The sequence below is a fragment of the Sinorhizobium meliloti genome, assembly GCF_017876815.1.
GTDB lineage: Bacteria > Pseudomonadota > Alphaproteobacteria > Rhizobiales > Rhizobiaceae > Sinorhizobium > Sinorhizobium meliloti.
On sequence record NZ_JAGIOS010000004.1, the window covers coordinates 115,311 to 130,411 of the forward strand.

Genomic DNA, 15,101 nt, shown 5'->3' on the forward strand with positions numbered 1-15,101 from the left:
TGTGTCTCTCGCGAATCCGTAAGTCCTATGGTGCGCTCGAAGTCCTCCACGGTATCGACCTTTGTCAGCGAAGTCGGTTCATCGTGTTTGTCGGGCCCTCGGCTGCGTAAAGTCGACTTGCTGGGGATGATAGCGGGACTGGAGTCGGTGACGGCAGGCGTGCTGCGTATCGACCGCCGCGTGGTCAACCAGGTCGAGCGGCGCGCGCGGGAAATTGCGATGGTTTTCCAGGGCGTGATGCGGAATGCGGCTCTTCTTGGCCATCATCCTCCTCATCATTCGTGCGTGCAACGTTAACATCCAGACGGGAGTTCCAAGCTCCGCTTACACCGACCAGCGTTTTCCGCCAGCTTACGGCATGTAAACTGAGTCAAAGAACCACCTTGGCGCACTGTGAAGCTGCTCAGAAACCATACCGAAGGAGGTGCCCCATACGATAAGGGATGGTGCTGAAGAGCTGCAGCGCCATCTGGGCGGGCGGTGACATCCGCGCCACCTGGCCGACGTCCCAACCCGAACGATCCTCAATGAGCTGCAGCCCCGGCACCTGCCGCTCCAGCTCTGCCGGGTCGTCGACCGCCCATTGCAGTCGGGCTCCGGTGGCTCGGATCGCCGGATTGAAGCGCAGTAGCCGGATCGCGATACTGCTATAGGCATCGAAAGCTATCTCGCCTGACGGAAAGTGCCGTGCGATCCGCCGCAGAACCTGCGAAACCTGGTCGTCCTCCAGATACGGCAGAACGCCCTCGGCGATAATCAAAGTCGGTCTGTCGGCGGGAAGTCTCTCGATCCAGTCGCGCTCGACAATCGAGCAGGCGATCGTTACGCAGCCCGTACGGTCGGGATAGACCCGTTCGCGCAAAGAGATGACATCGGGAACATCCAGTTCGAACCAGCGAACTCTCGGCCCGGGATCGATCCGGAAGATGCGACTGTCGAGACCGCAGCCGAGATGCAGAACAGTGGCCCCCTCCGGGAAGCGCTGGAGGAATGCCTCGGTCCAGCGATCAAGAATATAGGCCCGCAGCGCGATGCCGATAGTCATGTCGTGACCAATCTCAAGGTGCCGACTATCCGGATCGAGACGGTGCAAAGCATCTGCGGCAAAACGATCTCGAAGCAGTGAATCCGGCATGGCGCTTTCGGCTGCCTTGGCCTGGAGCGTGATGAGCAGGGTCTCTCTTGCGCCTGTGAGGCGGATTTTCTCCGGATGCACGGCTTCCTCCAAGTTACGCGGCCGTCCTGGTTTGCGAAGACATTCACCGCCGGGAATTCCAGCGCCCTTGCGGCGCCCCGGCTCACTTCGTCTTGGAAGCGGCGTATGTTGCGGAAAGGATCTGCGCCATATAGCATTCGTGCGACCATGGTCTCCTCCTCAGAAGGCCGCCCCCCCAAGGCCCTCGGCTTGCCTCGATACCACGTGGGCCATCCGCTCTTCACCGCCGGATGGCCTGACGTGTTGAAGATTGCTCCCAAAGGGCGGGTTTCGCAAGATCGAACCCTCTTGACATACTTCGCCATTTGCCCCCCTCTCGAGGATACGTTAAGTCGCTGCTATGGCAATCGAAACCGGGCGATCATGGACGGGCGCGCCCGTGGTGCAACGGGCCCACCATCGACACGATGATCGTCCGGACCCACTTTGGCAAAATGTCGCTGCATGCCGTGCGTAGAGCGTGAATGATTTTGGCGATTGCGGTTATGCTTGCGGCACCGCCCCCAGGAGGTGGGGGCGGAATGGTCGATATGATTGAGGCGCGGTTGCGATGGGATCAGGTGCATGAAGGACCCGTACGAGACGCTCGGCGTAACTCGCTCTGCGACTGACAAGGAGATTAAGGACGCATTCAAGAAGCTGGCGCGCAAGTTCCATCCCGATCTGCATCCGAGCGACAAAGAGGCCGAAGCTAAGTTCAAGGACATCTCGGCTGCCAGTGACCTGCTCAAGGACAAGGAGAAGCGGCGGAGGTTCGATGCGGGCGAGATCGATGCCAGCGGAGCGGAGCGACCGCAAGAGCGGTTCTATCGCGACTTCGCCGACGGGCCCGTCTACGCCTCGCATGCAGCGCAAGACGGGTTTGCCGGTAACGAGGACCTGGAAGAATTTCTGGCGCGCGCGTTCGCGGCGGGGGGACAACGGTCACAGGGCACTTCGCGGGCGCGCGGCCAGGATGTGAGTTACGTGCTGCCGGTTCGGTTTCTGGAAGTGGCCAACGGCGCCGCTCGCACGCTTATGCTGCCTGAGGGCAAGACGCTGCAGGTGACTATTCCGGAGGGTGCCGACGACCGGCAGATGCTGCGGCTGAAAGGTCAAGGAATGCCGGGCTTCGGCGGCGGGTCGGCGGGAGACGCCTACGTTGAGCTTCATGTCGAGCCGCATCCGTTCTTCCACCGCAAGGACGATAACATTCACGTAGAGGTTCCGGTCACTCTGAAGGAGGCGGCGCTGGGCGCGCGAATCGAGGTTCCGACCATAAGCGGCCTGGTGACGATGACTATCCCGAAGGGCTCGAACACGGGCAAAGTGATGCGACTGCGCGACAGGGGCATTCGCAACCGCAAGACCGGGCAACGCGGACATCAACTGATCACCCTGAAAGTCGTTCTGCCCGCAGCCGACGAGCCTGAGCTGACAGGGTTCCTGGAGACCTGGCAGCCGAAAGTCGCACAGGAACCGCGCAAGGAGATGTTCACATGATGCGCGTTGATGACCTTGTTACAGCGATAGCTGCGCTGCAACGCAGCGATCTCGAAGCCTGGATCCGCGACGAACTTGTTGTGCCGCGGCAGGAAGTCGGATCGTTGCTCTTCACGGAGATGGAATGCGCGCGTGTCCGCCTGATCTGCACGCTGCGCTATGAGCTCGAGATCGACACGGACACGCTCCCTATCGTAGTGTCGCTGATCGACCAGCTCTACGACACCCGCCAGCGCCTGTTGTCACTGACCGCCGCCATGGCGGCGCAGGACAAGACCGTTCAGGCCGCGATCATCGCTGCGCTGGAGCGGGATGAAGGGAGTTCTACGGCACGAAATGTGACCTGATCCGCCAAACGTTGGACCTGAGCCGTGCTCGCCTGCGCGTCCTCGACCAGCTTGATAATCGGGGACAGGGCGGTGTCCTTTCCGACGCGCGTCGCCGTGAAGCACAACAGACCGCTCTGATTCAAAGTGCCGCCAATCAGATTATGACCAAGCGTCTTTTCGACCGGCATCGACAGCTGGCAGTACGCCGAGGTAGACGGCCAGATTACCGACGACCCGGTAGTTCTCGTCTTCGGACCCAGCCGAGGCGTGAGATGACGCGAATGCGGTCATGAACGCGATGGCAAGGAGAGTCAGCAGGTATTGCCGCCACACCGACCGATACTCGCGCGCCAGAGCAACTGCGGTCGCTTCAGTCCGGTATCCTGCTGAATGCAGCATGTCCGTTCTCCTCATCGAAAGACCCGGCATTTGGCGAAACCTCTGCTATTTCCTCAGCTTTCAACGTCTCCACAATGAACCTGAGTTTTGGCAGGCAACTTTGATGCCGATCAAGAAAGCGCCCCGCTCGGGACGGGCGACTGCGGTTGCGGTGCGCTCATTGTCGCCCGTCAGGAGGATGACCTCGATCCCTTCGCTGCGCAGTGCCGCAATCGCCTCTTTCGCCTCGGGCTTGAGCGTATCGGCGACGGGAACCAGTGTCACCGACAGCAGCGCGGCGGCGGCCATCGCAAACGTTTTGGTAGAGGCGAGCGGACCAAGACGCCCCACGGAAGGCGATTCTGTGCGACATTCAGATATTCCCAGCACGCGGCTGCGTGCCCAGTAGGGACCGGCGCCGTCGTCGAAGATCACATAGACGAAGGAGAAGCCGCGCACGCCCAAGGTACCGGCAACCATCGCGGTGCCGTCGCGCTTCGAGTGATACTTGCCGACATCTGCGGAGCGCCTTCTTGACCCATGTCATGGTGTTGGGATCGAGGCCATGCTACGTTTCAGTTATAGAGGTGGAGCGAGACGTGGAAAGCAAGTCCTTGGCATCATCTGAGTGGTACTCCTATTTTGCCGGTGTTGGCAAAACTTTGTACGGCAAAAGGGTTCACATCGAAATCGTTGACGCCGCCCTGGGCGACCAGGTCCTCGTGGGCTCTTTGTTGTTGGTGGGAATAACGTATGAGCCGAAACGAAATATGCTTGAGATCCTCCTGGAGGGCCTCGACCACCTCATCGAGAAGCCCAAGGCGATCTCGGTCCAAGAAGATAGCGGAACGCCGGTTGCCTTGGAGATTATCGATCGGGAGGGCCGGCATCAGATCGTGACCCTCGCCTGAAGGTGGCGGTTTCCTGCGCGCAAGGCGTCGATAGACCGCGATGTATGGAACCTTCCCTACTCGGAAAACGATACTTTATGCCTCCCCGTTACGCTCAAGATCGTACTGTCCGACAAGCCAGACGACCGGCTGACGGCATTCGTCAAAGCGTCGGAACTCGGGCCGCGACTTGCGGATTTCGTCATCGTCAACATACTTCTTCCGCCCCTTGTAGACGCCTTCAGCTTTCGCCGCGTCGATACCTGCTCTTTGCCGGTCCTTGATGAACTTGAGTTCCATGTCGGCGACCATGCCGAGGATGGTGATGACCATTCGCCCCATGCTTCCGGCCGTCGTGACTTCGGGTTCAAGGACACGAGGGATGCGCCCTTTTTGTCAAGCTCATGAACGAGATTGAGAACGTCGCGGGTGGAGCGGCCAAGCCGATCAAGCCGCAGCACCACCAGCTCGTCGCCCGCATGCAGAAACTGCATGATGGTTTCCAACTCGGACCGGCCCTTTCGGGACAACGGGCCGGACATAAATCCCTTCGAGGAATAGAACGGGCGAGCTCTGCATCCATTCACATAATCATGTCGCGAACCGGCGTTTACCTAGTCAATCCCACAAGCGATGTTCGCACAACGTTCTTCGAGTTGGCCAAAATCAGCTTCGGGCCGACTGGGCCCATTAGCATGGACAAAGTGACGGGGCGTGAAGCGCTTGTGAGTTAGTTCTTTGTCAGGCTGCTATTCAGCGAATGGCCTCGAACCATGGGCTTGCGGAATATGGTCTACCTGCTCGACCCAAGGTAGCCAGCAGAATTGTCATTCGCCCGAAGACTATCTGATGCATGCGCCAACGAACCTATATGTTCCGATCGATGAGAAGGCCTGCGAGCAGGTCGATCTGTTGCTGCTGCTTTTCAACCAGCGATTTTAGTTCAATGTCACGCATCTGATCCAGCTTGTCATGCAGCGCCATGATCTCAATTTCCGCCTTCAGATTGACCTCATAATCGTGTGCCGCATCGACCCTGTCTTTGACCGAGTGCCTATTCTGGCTCATCATGATCACGGGTGCCTGAACGGCAGCCAGCATCGATAGAATGAGATTGAGAAAGATGAAGGGATAAGGATCGAAGGCGGGGGTAGTTGCAAGTAGATTCACACCGACCCAGAGCGCGAGTGCCAGCGCGAAGATCATGATGAAGGTCCACGAGCCGCCGAACTCGGCCACTTTGTCCGCCAAACGCTGCCCGGACGTCAGCTTCTCATCAAAAGAGCGATTCGAGTCCCGCGTTATCGCGCGCCGGGCGACGTGGCGCCGAAAAACTGCGCGTTCCCGATCGGTAAGCAACTCGACCGGCCTTCCCAGATAGCGGCTCGCACTGTCGGCAATCTCTTGCGGTTCGTCGATGTTGTCTTCTGTTTCCATGGACATAGCTTCCTCCATGCCGTCGTCTTAGGCGCACCACCAATTGCAGCCTAAATCGCCTGTTCCGCAACGGCGCAACAGTCGCACGCAAAACGATCACTCCAATGCTTGAACCATTACTCCACCAGCCTTTTGCGTCAGGTTGGCGATGATCCGCGCAAGGAAGGAAGATCTGAGCCTGGTTCAAAAGGGCTCAGATCAGCACGGTAAAATTGGAATTTTACTCCGCTTTTCAACCGGGTAATCCGGACTCAGTGAGGTTTACCCGAATGAGCTGCGCTGATGCGATCGAGAGGCGGTGGCGATTTGACAATTTGAACATTATCCCGCCGGCGTTTATCTCGAGGTGAATACGGCAGCCGCAGGAACAGATTCTCGAAACGCTGGGCGATCGATGTCTTGCTGCTGCTCTGCAAGGCCACTGGAATTCTCCCTGTCGGTTGCTGTTGGGCTCCGCCGCCCGGCCGTGCTGACCGAACGGTTCAGGGACTGTTCTCAGTATCCCATCCCGCCCATGTCGCCGTTACCGGCCGACCGGGCAGATTCTCTTGAGGGGATGTCGGCGATCATCGCTTCGGCAGTGATCAGAAGTGCCGCGATTGAGCCGGCGTCCTGCAAAGCGGTCCGCACGACCTTCGCCGGGTCGACGATGCCGGCCTTGATCATGTCGACATAGGTCTCCGTCTGCGCGTCAAAGCCCTGGTTGTAATCCCTGCCGTCGGTGAGTTTTCCCACGACGATCGAACCTTCGACACCGGCGTTCTCGGCGATCTGCCGGATCGGGGTTTCAAGCGCCCTGAGCACGATCGAGATGCCCGCCGTGACGTCCGCATTCGCTCCGGCCAGTCCGACCAGGACCGACCTGGCGCGTAACAGGGCAACGCCACCGCCAGGAACAATGCCTTCCTCAGCCGCGGCGCGCGTGGCGTTCAGCGCATCGTCGATGCGGTCCTTCTTTTCCTTGACCTCGATTTCGGTCGCGCCGCCGACGCGGATTACCGCGACGCCGCCGGCAAGTTTCGCCAGGCGTTCCTGCAGTTTTTCCTTGTCATAGTCGGAGGTCGTCTCCTCGATCTGTGCCTTGATCTGCCGGATGCGCGCCTGGATGGTAGCTTTATCGCCGGAGCCGGCGATGATCGTGGTGGTGTCCTTCTCGATCAGCACGCGCTTGGCGCGGCCGAGCATGTCGAGCGTGACGTTCTCGAGCTTGATGCCGAGATCCTCGGAGATCATCTGGCCGGCCGTGAGGACGGCAATGTCTTCCAGTATGGCCTTGCGACGGTCGCCGAAGCCCGGCGCCTTGACGGCCGCGACCTTCAGGCCACCGCGCAACTTGTTTACGACCAGCGTCGCCAGAACCTCGCCCTCGACATCCTCAGAGAGGATCAGCAACGGGTTGCCGCTCTGCACGACCGCCTCGAGTATCGGCAGCATCGCTTGCAAATTGCCAAGCTTCTTTTCGTGGATGAGGATGTAGGGGTCCTCCAGCTCCACGCGCATCTTCTCGGCATTGGTGACGAAATAGGGCGAGAGATAGCCGCGGTCGAATTGCATGCCCTCGACAACGTCGAGTTCGGTCTCGGCAGTCTTGGCTTCCTCGACGGTGATGGCGCCTTCATTGCCGACCTTGTCCATCGCCTTGGCGATCATCTCGCCGACCGTCGCGTCGCCATTGGCGGCGATGGTGCCGACTTGGGCAATCTCGCCCGAGGACTCGACCTTCTTGGCGCGCGCCTGGATTTCCTTGACGACAGCAGCGACACCAAGGTCGATGCCACGTTTGAGATCCATGGGGTTCATGCCGGCGGCGACGAGCTTGGCGCCTTCGCGCAGGAGGGAGGCAGCGAGCACAGTCGCCGTCGTGGTGCCGTCACCGGCGAGGTCGTTGGTCCTAGAGGCCACCTCGCGCACCATCTGCGCGCCCATGTTCTCGAACTTGTCGGCCAGCTCGATTTCCTTGGCAACGGCGACGCCGTCCTTGGTGATGCGCGGCGCGCCATAGGCCTTGTCGATGACGACATTGCGGCCCTTGGGACCCAGCGTCACCTTGACGGCGTTGTTGAGCAATTCGACACCACGCAGCATGCGATCGCGCGCATCAGTGGAGAATTTGATTTCCTTGGCAGACATTGTGTTCGTCCAGTTCGGTCTTGTGATTGCGGGGTCGGAAATCGACCGTCAGGCAGCTTTCTTGGCCGCGACGGTCTTTTCGACGCTGCCCGTGATGTCGGCCTCGTTCATGATCAGTTCCTCGCCGTCGATCTTGACATAGGTGCCGGAACATTGCCGAACAGGATCGTATCACCAACGTCGAGCGGAATCAGCTTGCCGCCTTCATTTAACTTATCGAAGGTTACCCCAGCAGAAGGTCGAAATCGGCCTCGGTCATGGCGAGGGTTGGTTGGCCGTCATGGTCGAATAGGCTGGCAGCAAGCGCGCGCTTTTTATCTTTGAGCACGTCCATCTTTTCCTCGATCGTGTCGGCGGCAACCAGCCGGTAGACGAAAACCGGCTTGTCCTGGCCGATCCGGTGCGCGCGGTCGATGGCTTGTTCTTCCACCGCCGGGTTCCACCAGGGATCGTAGAGGATCACGGTGTCGGCTGCTGTCAGGTTCAGCCCGACGCCGCCGGCCTTGAGGCTGATGAGGAAGACCGGCATGGTACCGTGTTGGAACGACTCTACCTGTGTTCCACGGTCGACCGTATCGCCAGTGAGCAAGGCATAGGCGATGTCCGCGTCATCCAGCCGCCGACGAATTAGGTCGAGCATGGATGTGAACTGGGAAAACACGATCACTTTACGACCCTCGTCGGCCAGCTCGCCGACCAATTCCATCAGCCGGTCGAGCTTGGCTGACTCGGCCTGCACCGACGACGGTTTTTTCGTGTCCGTCAGTTTCAGCAGGCGTGGATCGCAGCAGGCCTGGCGCAGCTTCAGGAGAGCATCCAGAATGACAATATGGCTGCGGGCAAGCCCTTTCTCGGCAATGGCGGCCTGAACCCTTGTATGCATCGCCAGCCGGATCGACTCGTAGATCGTGCGCTGACCGCTCGTAAACTCCACTCTCTCGGTGATCACCGTTTTCGGCGGCAGATCGCTGGCGACCTCTTCCTTGGTGCGACGTAGCAGGAACGGCTTGATCCGGCCCGCGAGCAGCCGCGCACGCGCCGTATCGCCCTTTTTCTCGATCGGCGTCCGCCAATTGCGGGTGAAGGTCTTCAGATCGCCGAGAAACCCCGGCGCGATAAAATGAAACAGTGACCATACCTCGCCGAGGTGGTTTTCCAACGGGGTTCCCGTCAGGCAGAAGCGATGTGGTGATTTGAGAGCGTGTACCAGTTTCGTCGTCGTCGCATTGGCGTTCTTGATGACTTGCGCCTCATCAAGAAAGATCATGTACCAGTCGCGTTCCGCCAGAATGGCTTGGTCGCGTGCCAGCAACGGATAGGTGGTCAGCACTAGATCGACAGTATCGAGGCTGTCGAAACGCTGTTTGCGGTCCGACCCTTGGAGGACGAGAATGGATAGGTCCGGCGCGAACTTTTCCGCCTCCGTCGCCCAGTTGACCATGAGGCTGGTGGGAGCGATGACCAGAGCGGGGCCGGACAGTCGCCCGGCGGCCTTCTCGATGGCGATCAAGCCGAGTGCCTGAACCGTTTTGCCAAGGCCCATGTCGTCGGACAAAATGCCCCCAAGGCCGGCATCCTTGAGAAAAGCAAGCCATGCCAGGCCGCGCGCCTGATAGGGTCGCAATGTCGCGCTAAACCATGGCGGCAACTCGACATCGGGAATGCCGCCGTGATCGCGCAGCTTTTGCCCCAAGGCACGCACCCCTTCGCCGCCCTGCCAAAGGACGCCGGCGCCGGCAGCAGCTTCCAGATCGGCGAGGCTGGCGGCATCGAGCGACGACAGCCGCAAGCTTCCGTCCGCTCCAGGCTCTCCCGTCAAATTGAAGAGATCAAACAGTGTCCTGATAAGCGGAAGTATGCGCCCGACAGGGACCGCCAGAACCTGACCGTGTTGCAGCGGTAGGAATAGCGGATCATCATCGTCGAGGAGATCCAGCGTCTCCGGCTGGATCATCGACAGCAGTCGGATGAGTGGGCCGATCAGATCCAGCCGTTCGCCCCCGACGATCACACCGAGGTCGAATTCGAACCAGTCCAGGCCTGAGCCTTGGAGGCGGGCCTCGAAGGCTCCATCCCCGCGCAGCAGCCGACAGGGAAAATCGGCCGCAATCTCGATCCGCCAGCCGTGTTGCTCCAGGTCGGGAATGTCGTGATAAAGCGCGTCGTACCAGTTGCTTTCGCCCTCGTCAGGTAGAAAATCCTTGTGATTGACGGCAGGAACGCCGTCCCGCACTCTTGGCGCCGGCAGGAAATTGGCCAGGCGCAATTGGTTCAGCGCTACTTTTTCCGCCTTGGGGTTGCGATGGACTTCGACGGGCGTCAGACCGTCCATGTGCAAGGCAATGGCTGCCGTCTCGGTTGCCACCACGGCCCATCCGCCATAACAAAACGCGACGCGGGCGATGCCGACGGCTTCGGTCTGCCCATAGGTGTAAAGACCAGGACGATAGGGGAGGGGCATCTGGACGGTCATCAACTGCAGCACGGGCTGGAACGGTCCCTTGATGATCTGTACCTCTGCCAACTGCGGTGGTGCCGTGGTCGCTAATCTTGCTCCGGATGCGCGCAAATGTGCGGCTACGAGAGGAACCTGTGCTGCCGGAATATCAGGCCCGTCCAGCATCTCGTAAACCACCATGGGCGCAAGCGCCGTCTCGATGCGGCCGACGACACCGGCCGCAGCATCGACATAGACGGGCGGCATGGCGTTGAGGCACACGCGTTTTTCCGCCTGCGACGGATCCTCAAGTCGTAACGCGGCGCGCAGCGATCCACCCTTTCCTGGCTCCCACTGAATACGGCCGGAGATTGCCGCCCCCTGCGACAGGTCAACGCCGTCGATCGTCATCCAGCGGGCGCGGCCAGTGGCGAGGATCTGGTCGAGAACCTCCGCGCCGCGTTCGGTCGTCAGCGCATAGTTACTGCCATGTACTGCCGAGCGCGGAATGGAGGTGATCACCTGCAAGATTTTCCGGTCGGCGTCGCGTAAGAATTTCGCCTCCGAGCGGCTGTGCCAATTGTCCAGGCTATAGGCACTCGATGTCGGGGACATCGTCCCGTCTTTCAAGACCCGCCCGGATCGGATCTCCAGGCGCAGGCGCGGCATGGCCGTGGAGGTCCGCTCCGGCGACAGAACATAGATCAGCCGTTGCGGGAGATTTTCCGCGCCGCGCAGGCTCTTGGCATCGGCCTGTCGCAGGCGGTTGAGCCAATCGGCAACGGGACTGGACAGTGACAGCGGCGTTTGGACCTGGGTGCCCGGTGCAACCGAGTTGCCCATTGGGCCCGGCGCGGTAAGCGTGGGGAACGACGCCGGTTCAGCAACCCGTATCAGTCCATGCAGCAGGCTTGCCGCGACGTGCTTGCAACTGAAGGCGACGGGGCAGGAGCAATTTCCCTCGACAGCCACCCGGCCTTTGCGGTTCGTGTCAATAAAAATCCTCTGGCGATAGGGTTTGGGACTGGAGCCCCGCACTTGCGAGGTAATGTCGCCATCGTCGCCCCATTCGAAGGCGATGACGCGCCCTTGTCGCTGATAGGCCCTACCGGCTGAAAATGCGTTGACGCCAACAGCACCTATAATATCGTTCTCAGAATATTTCATATTGCCGTCGTCACTTCCCTGCGGAAATTGGCTTATGATGAACTATCGACTTTGAAATGAGATTTGCGCTTTTCTGATAACAGATGCACCGCTAAAGCCCTGCCGCTTTGGTGAGGTTGATCCTAAACCGGTCTCGCCGACGTTGGTACCTTCTTGTCATTTCCGCCGACGCGTGGCCAAGCTGCTTTTGCACATAACGTTCATCCACCTCAGCAGAGGAGGCGAGACCGGCGCGCAACGAGTGACCTGAAAATTTCAAAACACGCTCCTCCTCACTGAGATCACCACGAACACCGGCAGTCATTGCGACGCGCTTCACCAGACGTGCAATTTCCTTATCGTTCAGCCGCTCTGCGCCGACCAACTTGCCCTGTCCGGTGACGCGGCGGAAGAGGGGGCCGTGGGCAAGCTTGGCGAACTTGATCCATGTCTCGATCGCAACGATCGGGCAGGTGGCATCGGACGAACCGCGACCGATCTCGACCTCGCGCCAGCCGGTCTTGCCGCGAAGCGTCACCAGCATGCCCTTGTCGAAAATCTCGACCCAGCCGCGGCCATCCTCGGTCTGATCCGCCTTGACATCGAGACCGACGATCTCGGAGCGCCGCAGCCCGCCGGCATACCCGATCAGCAGCATGGCGCGATCGCGCATGCCGCGCAGACTACCGCGATCGAGGGTCTCCAGCATGGCGATGATGTCGGCCGCCAGTACCGCTTCCTTCTGCACCGGCGGGCGGGCGTGGCTGTTGCGGATGCCGGCCATGACCGTTGCAATATGCCGATCCTTGCGATCAAGGCTCAGACCTCGCTGGGCATAGTTCCAGGAGAGTGACGACAAGCGCCGCTCGATCGTCGAAACGGAATTCGCCTTGCTCCCGCGTTCAGCGGCACCGGAAGCGCAAGCGGTGATGTAGAGGCCGACGATCTGCGGATGTGAGGGGAGAGGGGACAGGTTGGAGCGTCGGCACCAAGCGGAGAAGTGTTTCCAGTCGGAGGCATAGGCTTTGCGTGTGTTGGCCGAGCTCGCAGCCTCGACATAGCCGCGGGCTCGGTCGGTCAGATCCTGTAGATGCCCCGGCAGGGGAGAGGAGGGGGTGGTCTGTGGAAGACCTTCATCGACAATAGTTTCTTCGGCCATCATCACGCCGCCTCGATATCGGTTTGCAAAAAGTCCTTGCCGATGAAGAGAAGCGGTTCGTCCGCACGCTTTGCCAAAGCGTAGGAAAAGCAGTCGGCAAAATTCAAAGCCGCCGGATGGCGGCCCTTGCCGTAGATCAGCCAGGCCTGCGTCGCCAAATCGACCAGATCAGAATCGACAGAGATGATGTCAGCCTCGATTTTGCTAAGCCAAAGATCGATTTCGGCCAGTGCGTGTTCTCCGCGCCGGCTGACCAGCACCATGCGCGCCTCGAGCACACACGTCGCAGGGACAAGCCGAACTGGGTTGGCGACGAGCGCCCTTTCGAGCTTGGCCGCTTCCGGCTCGTTACGCAGAATCGCCACGATGGCGGAGGTATCGATCACCATCAGTTCGGAATTCCATGCTCGTCATATCCGATGATCTCCTCGTCACTGCGACTGTCCAATTCCGGAAGACGTGCTATCCTTTGCCGGATAGCGCGTAATTCGCCGAGCAGACGATCCTGGGAGACCTCCCCGTGACCCATACGGTGGAGACGTTCGCTTAGGGCCTGATGGATGGCTGCCGTCTTGCTGATTCCTTGGCGGCGCGCCAGTTCGTCAGCGAGCGCTACAGTGGCTGGATTTTTGATGTTCAGCGACACGACAAACTCCCAAAATCTACCTTTTCAACGAAATCTACCAAACTCAGTTGCTCGTGTCAATTACGTCCGATAAGGCAAGATTATCGGACATCATATGGGATCGACAAGCTGTGCGGTTTCCGTCGAATTTAATGGCAATAAGTGCACAGGCGTCGTAAGCTGAACCCCATGGATTCGCGCCCGCTTCAGCCTCCGTCGCCGTCCCTTTCATCCGCGCAGCTGCCGGCCTGGGCGCTGCCCCGCGGCCGTGAGCCGAGCGAGCCGGACGCCGCCTTCGCAGCTGGCATCGCCCTGAAATCGCTCGATGATCTCGTCAAAGCCGAACCATGCTGGGCCGGCTGCTGGCGCGCGCGACAGGCGCTGAAATGTGCCGCCGTGGCGGTGCGGTTGATGCGGCGCACTGAGGACGAACACGCGTTGCGTGATGCGCTTTTGCTCACTGCCGCCGGCGACGATCCGGGACCGGCCGGAAAGGTGTTTCTGGCCTACAAAAGGCTTGTCAGCGGCGTTGGTGCATGGATCGGGACTTGAGCGGATCTGGATCTGTGATGGGGCTATCTATGTGTTCGGTCCATTGCGGCGGATGGATTTAGGGCGTGCGCATGCAAGCATACGATTGAGGGCGGCGCAGCCGATGGCCACTTCCGTCTGCTGAGCGTGAAACGACCGAGCCCGCAGACGCCGCCCGATGATGGACTTGTATCGGCCGATGGCAGTCTCGACCAGCGAGCGCTTGCCGTAGCCGGTGGAGACCTGCCATTTCATTCGCCCGTCTCTGCTGATTGCAGCGATATGCTGATCCCTTTGTCCGGGAGATTGATCGCCGCCTGGTTCGATCGCGTTGGCGCGCGGGGGAATGACGATGACGGCAGCCGCACTGTGGTCGGTGACCGCGTCGTAGGTGGGCTTCCCGTCATAGGCGCCGTCGGCTGTGAACTGCCCGATCCGACCATCGATCTGGTTGAGCAACGGCTCCACCTGCGATGCGTCGCCCGCGTCCTGGTCGGTCATCGTATGGGCAATGATCTCGCTGCTATCGGCATCCAGCGCCACATGCAGCTTTCGCCAACCACGGCGGGATCTGGCGCCATGCTTCTCCTCCAACCCTTGGCCCGCGCCGTAGACCTGCAGTCCAGTGCTGTCGACAAGAATATGCACTGGCCCGTCCGGTCGACCCTGGAGGTCATGCGCCTTGTTGGGCGATTGCCATGTTCGCGCCCGACGGCTCAGGGTGGTGTGATCGGGGACAGCGAGCGCCAAGCCCATCAAGGGAAGCACCGATCCTAATAATCCTTCGACCTGACGCAGCCGCAAGCCGAACACCAGGCCCAGCGTCAAGGCGGTCTCGATGGCTAGATCGGAATAACGAGGCTGGCCACCACGCGTCGTTCGGCGTGGAGCAAGCCACATGGCAAGCGCCTCCGGTGTCAGCCACAGGGTCAAGCTGCCACGTCGCCGTAACCCCGCCTCATATTCCGGCCAGTTCGTCACCTTGAATTTCATCCTGCCGATGCGATGGCGGCGGGCGGCGTTATGTTTGAAAGGCATCAAGGTCACAGATCGGTTATTGAGGTTGCCGATCGCCTACACCACGACCGCTAAACGATCCATGCACCAACGCGCTTCAACGCGCGAGTCGCCCACTCTGCGAATATGACGTCGCCGGACAGGGCCGCACCAATGACGTGGCCCATCTCAATTGCCAGCTGAGCGCAGCGGATAGCGAGCGTACCACTTCCAACAACGACACTGGAGGAGATCGATCGCGCTGCAGGATCCATGCCCTGACCGCCTGGTTGGCAGGCATATCAGACTTCTCCGACGCGCGGGAGTGTGTCATACTTGCCGCCC

The 15,101-nt window shown here is 60.2% G+C and carries 16 protein-coding genes and 2 pseudogenes; 4 read left to right on the top strand and 14 right to left on the bottom strand.

All coding sequences use genetic code 11. The annotated features are described in order from the left end of the window. Window positions 1–78: 78 nt before the first annotated feature. Both JOH52_RS36785 and JOH52_RS34540 read right to left on the bottom strand, forming a co-directional pair. Complete coding sequence (locus JOH52_RS36785) at window positions 79–264, bottom strand: hypothetical protein (protein ID WP_127616641.1); 186 nt, start codon at window positions 262–264, stop codon at window positions 79–81. Between the two features lie 139 nt (window positions 265–403). Continuing rightward, entirely contained in the window at window positions 404–1,216 is an 813-nt protein-coding gene (locus JOH52_RS34540; RefSeq protein WP_012881204.1) for a class I SAM-dependent methyltransferase, read from the bottom strand. Window positions 1,217–1,780: 564 nt separating this feature from the next. Between JOH52_RS34540 and JOH52_RS34545 the strand changes: the two genes are divergently transcribed. Together JOH52_RS34545 and JOH52_RS34550 are read left to right on the top strand one after the other, a co-directional pair. Continuing rightward, window positions 1,781–2,698 carry a DnaJ C-terminal domain-containing protein gene (locus JOH52_RS34545; RefSeq protein ID WP_012881206.1) on the top strand — a complete coding sequence of 306 codons (918 nt, stop codon included), beginning with the start codon at window positions 1,781–1,783 and terminating at the stop codon, window positions 2,696–2,698. Further along, on the top strand, window positions 2,695–3,045 hold the full coding sequence (locus tag JOH52_RS34550; protein WP_012881207.1) for a chaperone modulator CbpM: 351 nt from the start codon (window positions 2,695–2,697) through the stop codon (window positions 3,043–3,045). Before JOH52_RS34545 ends, JOH52_RS34550 begins: the two co-directional genes overlap by 4 nt. Here JOH52_RS34550 and JOH52_RS34555 read toward each other — a convergent pair. The 3 genes and pseudogenes from JOH52_RS34555 to JOH52_RS36850 all read right to left on the bottom strand — a co-directional run. Further along, the gene (locus JOH52_RS34555) at window positions 2,979–3,215 is read right to left on the bottom strand and encodes a P-type ATPase actuator domain-containing protein (RefSeq protein WP_080590350.1); all 237 of its coding nucleotides are present in this window, start codon (window positions 3,213–3,215) and stop codon (window positions 2,979–2,981) included. The genes JOH52_RS34550 and JOH52_RS34555 overlap by 67 nt on opposite strands. Further along, window positions 3,187–3,426, bottom strand: coding sequence for a hypothetical protein (locus JOH52_RS34560; protein ID WP_017265931.1), 240 nt, complete (start codon window positions 3,424–3,426; stop codon window positions 3,187–3,189). The genes JOH52_RS34555 and JOH52_RS34560 overlap by 29 nt, the downstream gene beginning before the upstream one ends. A gap of 132 nt (window positions 3,427–3,558) precedes the next feature. Continuing rightward, a pseudogene (locus JOH52_RS36850) lies at window positions 3,559–3,753 on the bottom strand (HAD family hydrolase); the annotation flags it as partial. A 185-nt stretch (window positions 3,754–3,938) separates the two neighbouring features. Here JOH52_RS36850 and JOH52_RS34570 point away from each other — a divergent pair. After that, window positions 3,939–4,316: a DUF5335 family protein gene (locus JOH52_RS34570; protein ID WP_012881210.1), complete on the top strand. Its 378-nt coding sequence runs from the start codon at window positions 3,939–3,941 to the stop codon at window positions 4,314–4,316. 75 nt (window positions 4,317–4,391) lie between these two features. Here JOH52_RS34570 and JOH52_RS36080 read toward each other — a convergent pair whose 3' ends face one another. From JOH52_RS36080 to JOH52_RS34605, 8 genes and pseudogenes are all read right to left on the bottom strand, one after another. Continuing rightward, on the bottom strand, window positions 4,392–4,628 hold the full coding sequence (locus tag JOH52_RS36080) for a recombinase family protein (RefSeq protein ID WP_026029846.1): 237 nt from the start codon (window positions 4,626–4,628) through the stop codon (window positions 4,392–4,394). Between the two features lie 89 nt (window positions 4,629–4,717). After that, window positions 4,718–4,837: pseudogene (locus tag JOH52_RS36430) on the bottom strand (recombinase family protein); the annotation flags it as partial. A gap of 325 nt (window positions 4,838–5,162) precedes the next feature. Next, window positions 5,163–5,732 carry a DUF1003 domain-containing protein gene (locus JOH52_RS34580; RefSeq protein ID WP_017265933.1) on the bottom strand — a complete coding sequence of 190 codons (570 nt, stop codon included), beginning with the start codon at window positions 5,730–5,732 and terminating at the stop codon, window positions 5,163–5,165. A gap of 495 nt (window positions 5,733–6,227) precedes the next feature. Then, window positions 6,228–7,862, bottom strand: a complete 1,635-nt coding sequence (gene groL, locus JOH52_RS34585; RefSeq protein ID WP_012881215.1) for a chaperonin GroEL — start codon at window positions 7,860–7,862, stop codon at window positions 6,228–6,230. 223 nt (window positions 7,863–8,085) lie between these two features. Beyond that, entirely contained in the window at window positions 8,086–11,466 is a 3,381-nt protein-coding gene (locus JOH52_RS34590; RefSeq protein WP_012881216.1) for a DEAD/DEAH box helicase, read from the bottom strand. A 91-nt stretch (window positions 11,467–11,557) separates the two neighbouring features. Beyond that, a complete protein-coding gene (locus JOH52_RS34595; protein WP_012881217.1) occupies window positions 11,558–12,607 on the bottom strand; it encodes a site-specific integrase in 1,050 nt (349 codons plus the stop codon). Continuing rightward, the gene (locus JOH52_RS34600; RefSeq protein ID WP_012881218.1) at window positions 12,607–12,993 is read right to left on the bottom strand and encodes a type II toxin-antitoxin system VapC family toxin; all 387 of its coding nucleotides are present in this window, start codon (window positions 12,991–12,993) and stop codon (window positions 12,607–12,609) included. Before JOH52_RS34600 ends, JOH52_RS34595 begins: the two co-directional genes overlap by 1 nt. Continuing rightward, complete coding sequence (locus JOH52_RS34605; RefSeq protein WP_012881219.1) at window positions 12,993–13,250, bottom strand: type II toxin-antitoxin system VapB family antitoxin; 258 nt, start codon at window positions 13,248–13,250, stop codon at window positions 12,993–12,995. The genes JOH52_RS34600 and JOH52_RS34605 overlap by 1 nt, the downstream gene beginning before the upstream one ends. Before the next feature lie 168 nt (window positions 13,251–13,418). Here JOH52_RS34605 and JOH52_RS34610 point away from each other — a divergent pair, with 168 nt between their 5' ends. Further along, complete coding sequence (locus tag JOH52_RS34610) at window positions 13,419–13,781, top strand: DUF1403 family protein (RefSeq protein ID WP_017265936.1); 363 nt, start codon at window positions 13,419–13,421, stop codon at window positions 13,779–13,781. 27 nt (window positions 13,782–13,808) lie between these two features. On the opposite strand, the gene JOH52_RS34615 is transcribed toward JOH52_RS34610, so the two are convergent. Next, window positions 13,809–14,798 (bottom strand): IS5-like element ISRm33 family transposase, encoded by a 990-nt coding sequence (locus JOH52_RS34615; RefSeq protein ID WP_209566097.1) that lies wholly within the window; start codon window positions 14,796–14,798, stop codon window positions 13,809–13,811. Window positions 14,799–15,101 lie beyond the last annotated feature (303 nt).

Excerpts from the sequence above, each read along its gene's own strand:
- JOH52_RS34615 (WP_209566097.1), bottom strand. The coding sequence starts at position 14,798 with ATGCCTTTCAAACATAACGCCGCCCGCCGCCATCGCATCGGCAGGATG.
- JOH52_RS34590 (WP_012881216.1), bottom strand. The coding sequence starts at position 11,466 with ATGAAATATTCTGAGAACGATATTATAGGTGCTGTTGGCGTCAACGCA.
- groL (WP_012881215.1), bottom strand. The coding sequence starts at position 7,862 with ATGTCTGCCAAGGAAATCAAATTCTCCACTGATGCGCGCGATCGCATG.
- JOH52_RS34600 (WP_012881218.1), bottom strand. The coding sequence starts at position 12,993 with ATGGTGATCGATACCTCCGCCATCGTGGCGATTCTGCGTAACGAGCCG.
- JOH52_RS36785 (WP_127616641.1), bottom strand. The coding sequence starts at position 264 with ATGGCCAAGAAGAGCCGCATTCCGCATCACGCCCTGGAAAACCATCGC.
- JOH52_RS34580 (WP_017265933.1), bottom strand. The coding sequence starts at position 5,732 with ATGGAAACAGAAGACAACATCGACGAACCGCAAGAGATTGCCGACAGT.
- JOH52_RS34560 (WP_017265931.1), bottom strand. The coding sequence starts at position 3,426 with ATGCTGCATTCAGCAGGATACCGGACTGAAGCGACCGCAGTTGCTCTG.
- JOH52_RS36080 (WP_026029846.1), bottom strand. The coding sequence starts at position 4,628 with ATGGTCATCACCATCCTCGGCATGGTCGCCGACATGGAACTCAAGTTC.
- JOH52_RS34555 (WP_080590350.1), bottom strand. The coding sequence starts at position 3,215 with ATGCCGGTCGAAAAGACGCTTGGTCATAATCTGATTGGCGGCACTTTG.
- JOH52_RS34595 (WP_012881217.1), bottom strand. The coding sequence starts at position 12,607 with ATGATGGCCGAAGAAACTATTGTCGATGAAGGTCTTCCACAGACCACC.
- JOH52_RS34545 (WP_012881206.1), top strand. The coding sequence starts at position 1,781 with ATGAAGGACCCGTACGAGACGCTCGGCGTAACTCGCTCTGCGACTGAC.
- JOH52_RS34550 (WP_012881207.1), top strand. The coding sequence starts at position 2,695 with ATGATGCGCGTTGATGACCTTGTTACAGCGATAGCTGCGCTGCAACGC.
- JOH52_RS34610 (WP_017265936.1), top strand. The coding sequence starts at position 13,419 with ATGGATTCGCGCCCGCTTCAGCCTCCGTCGCCGTCCCTTTCATCCGCG.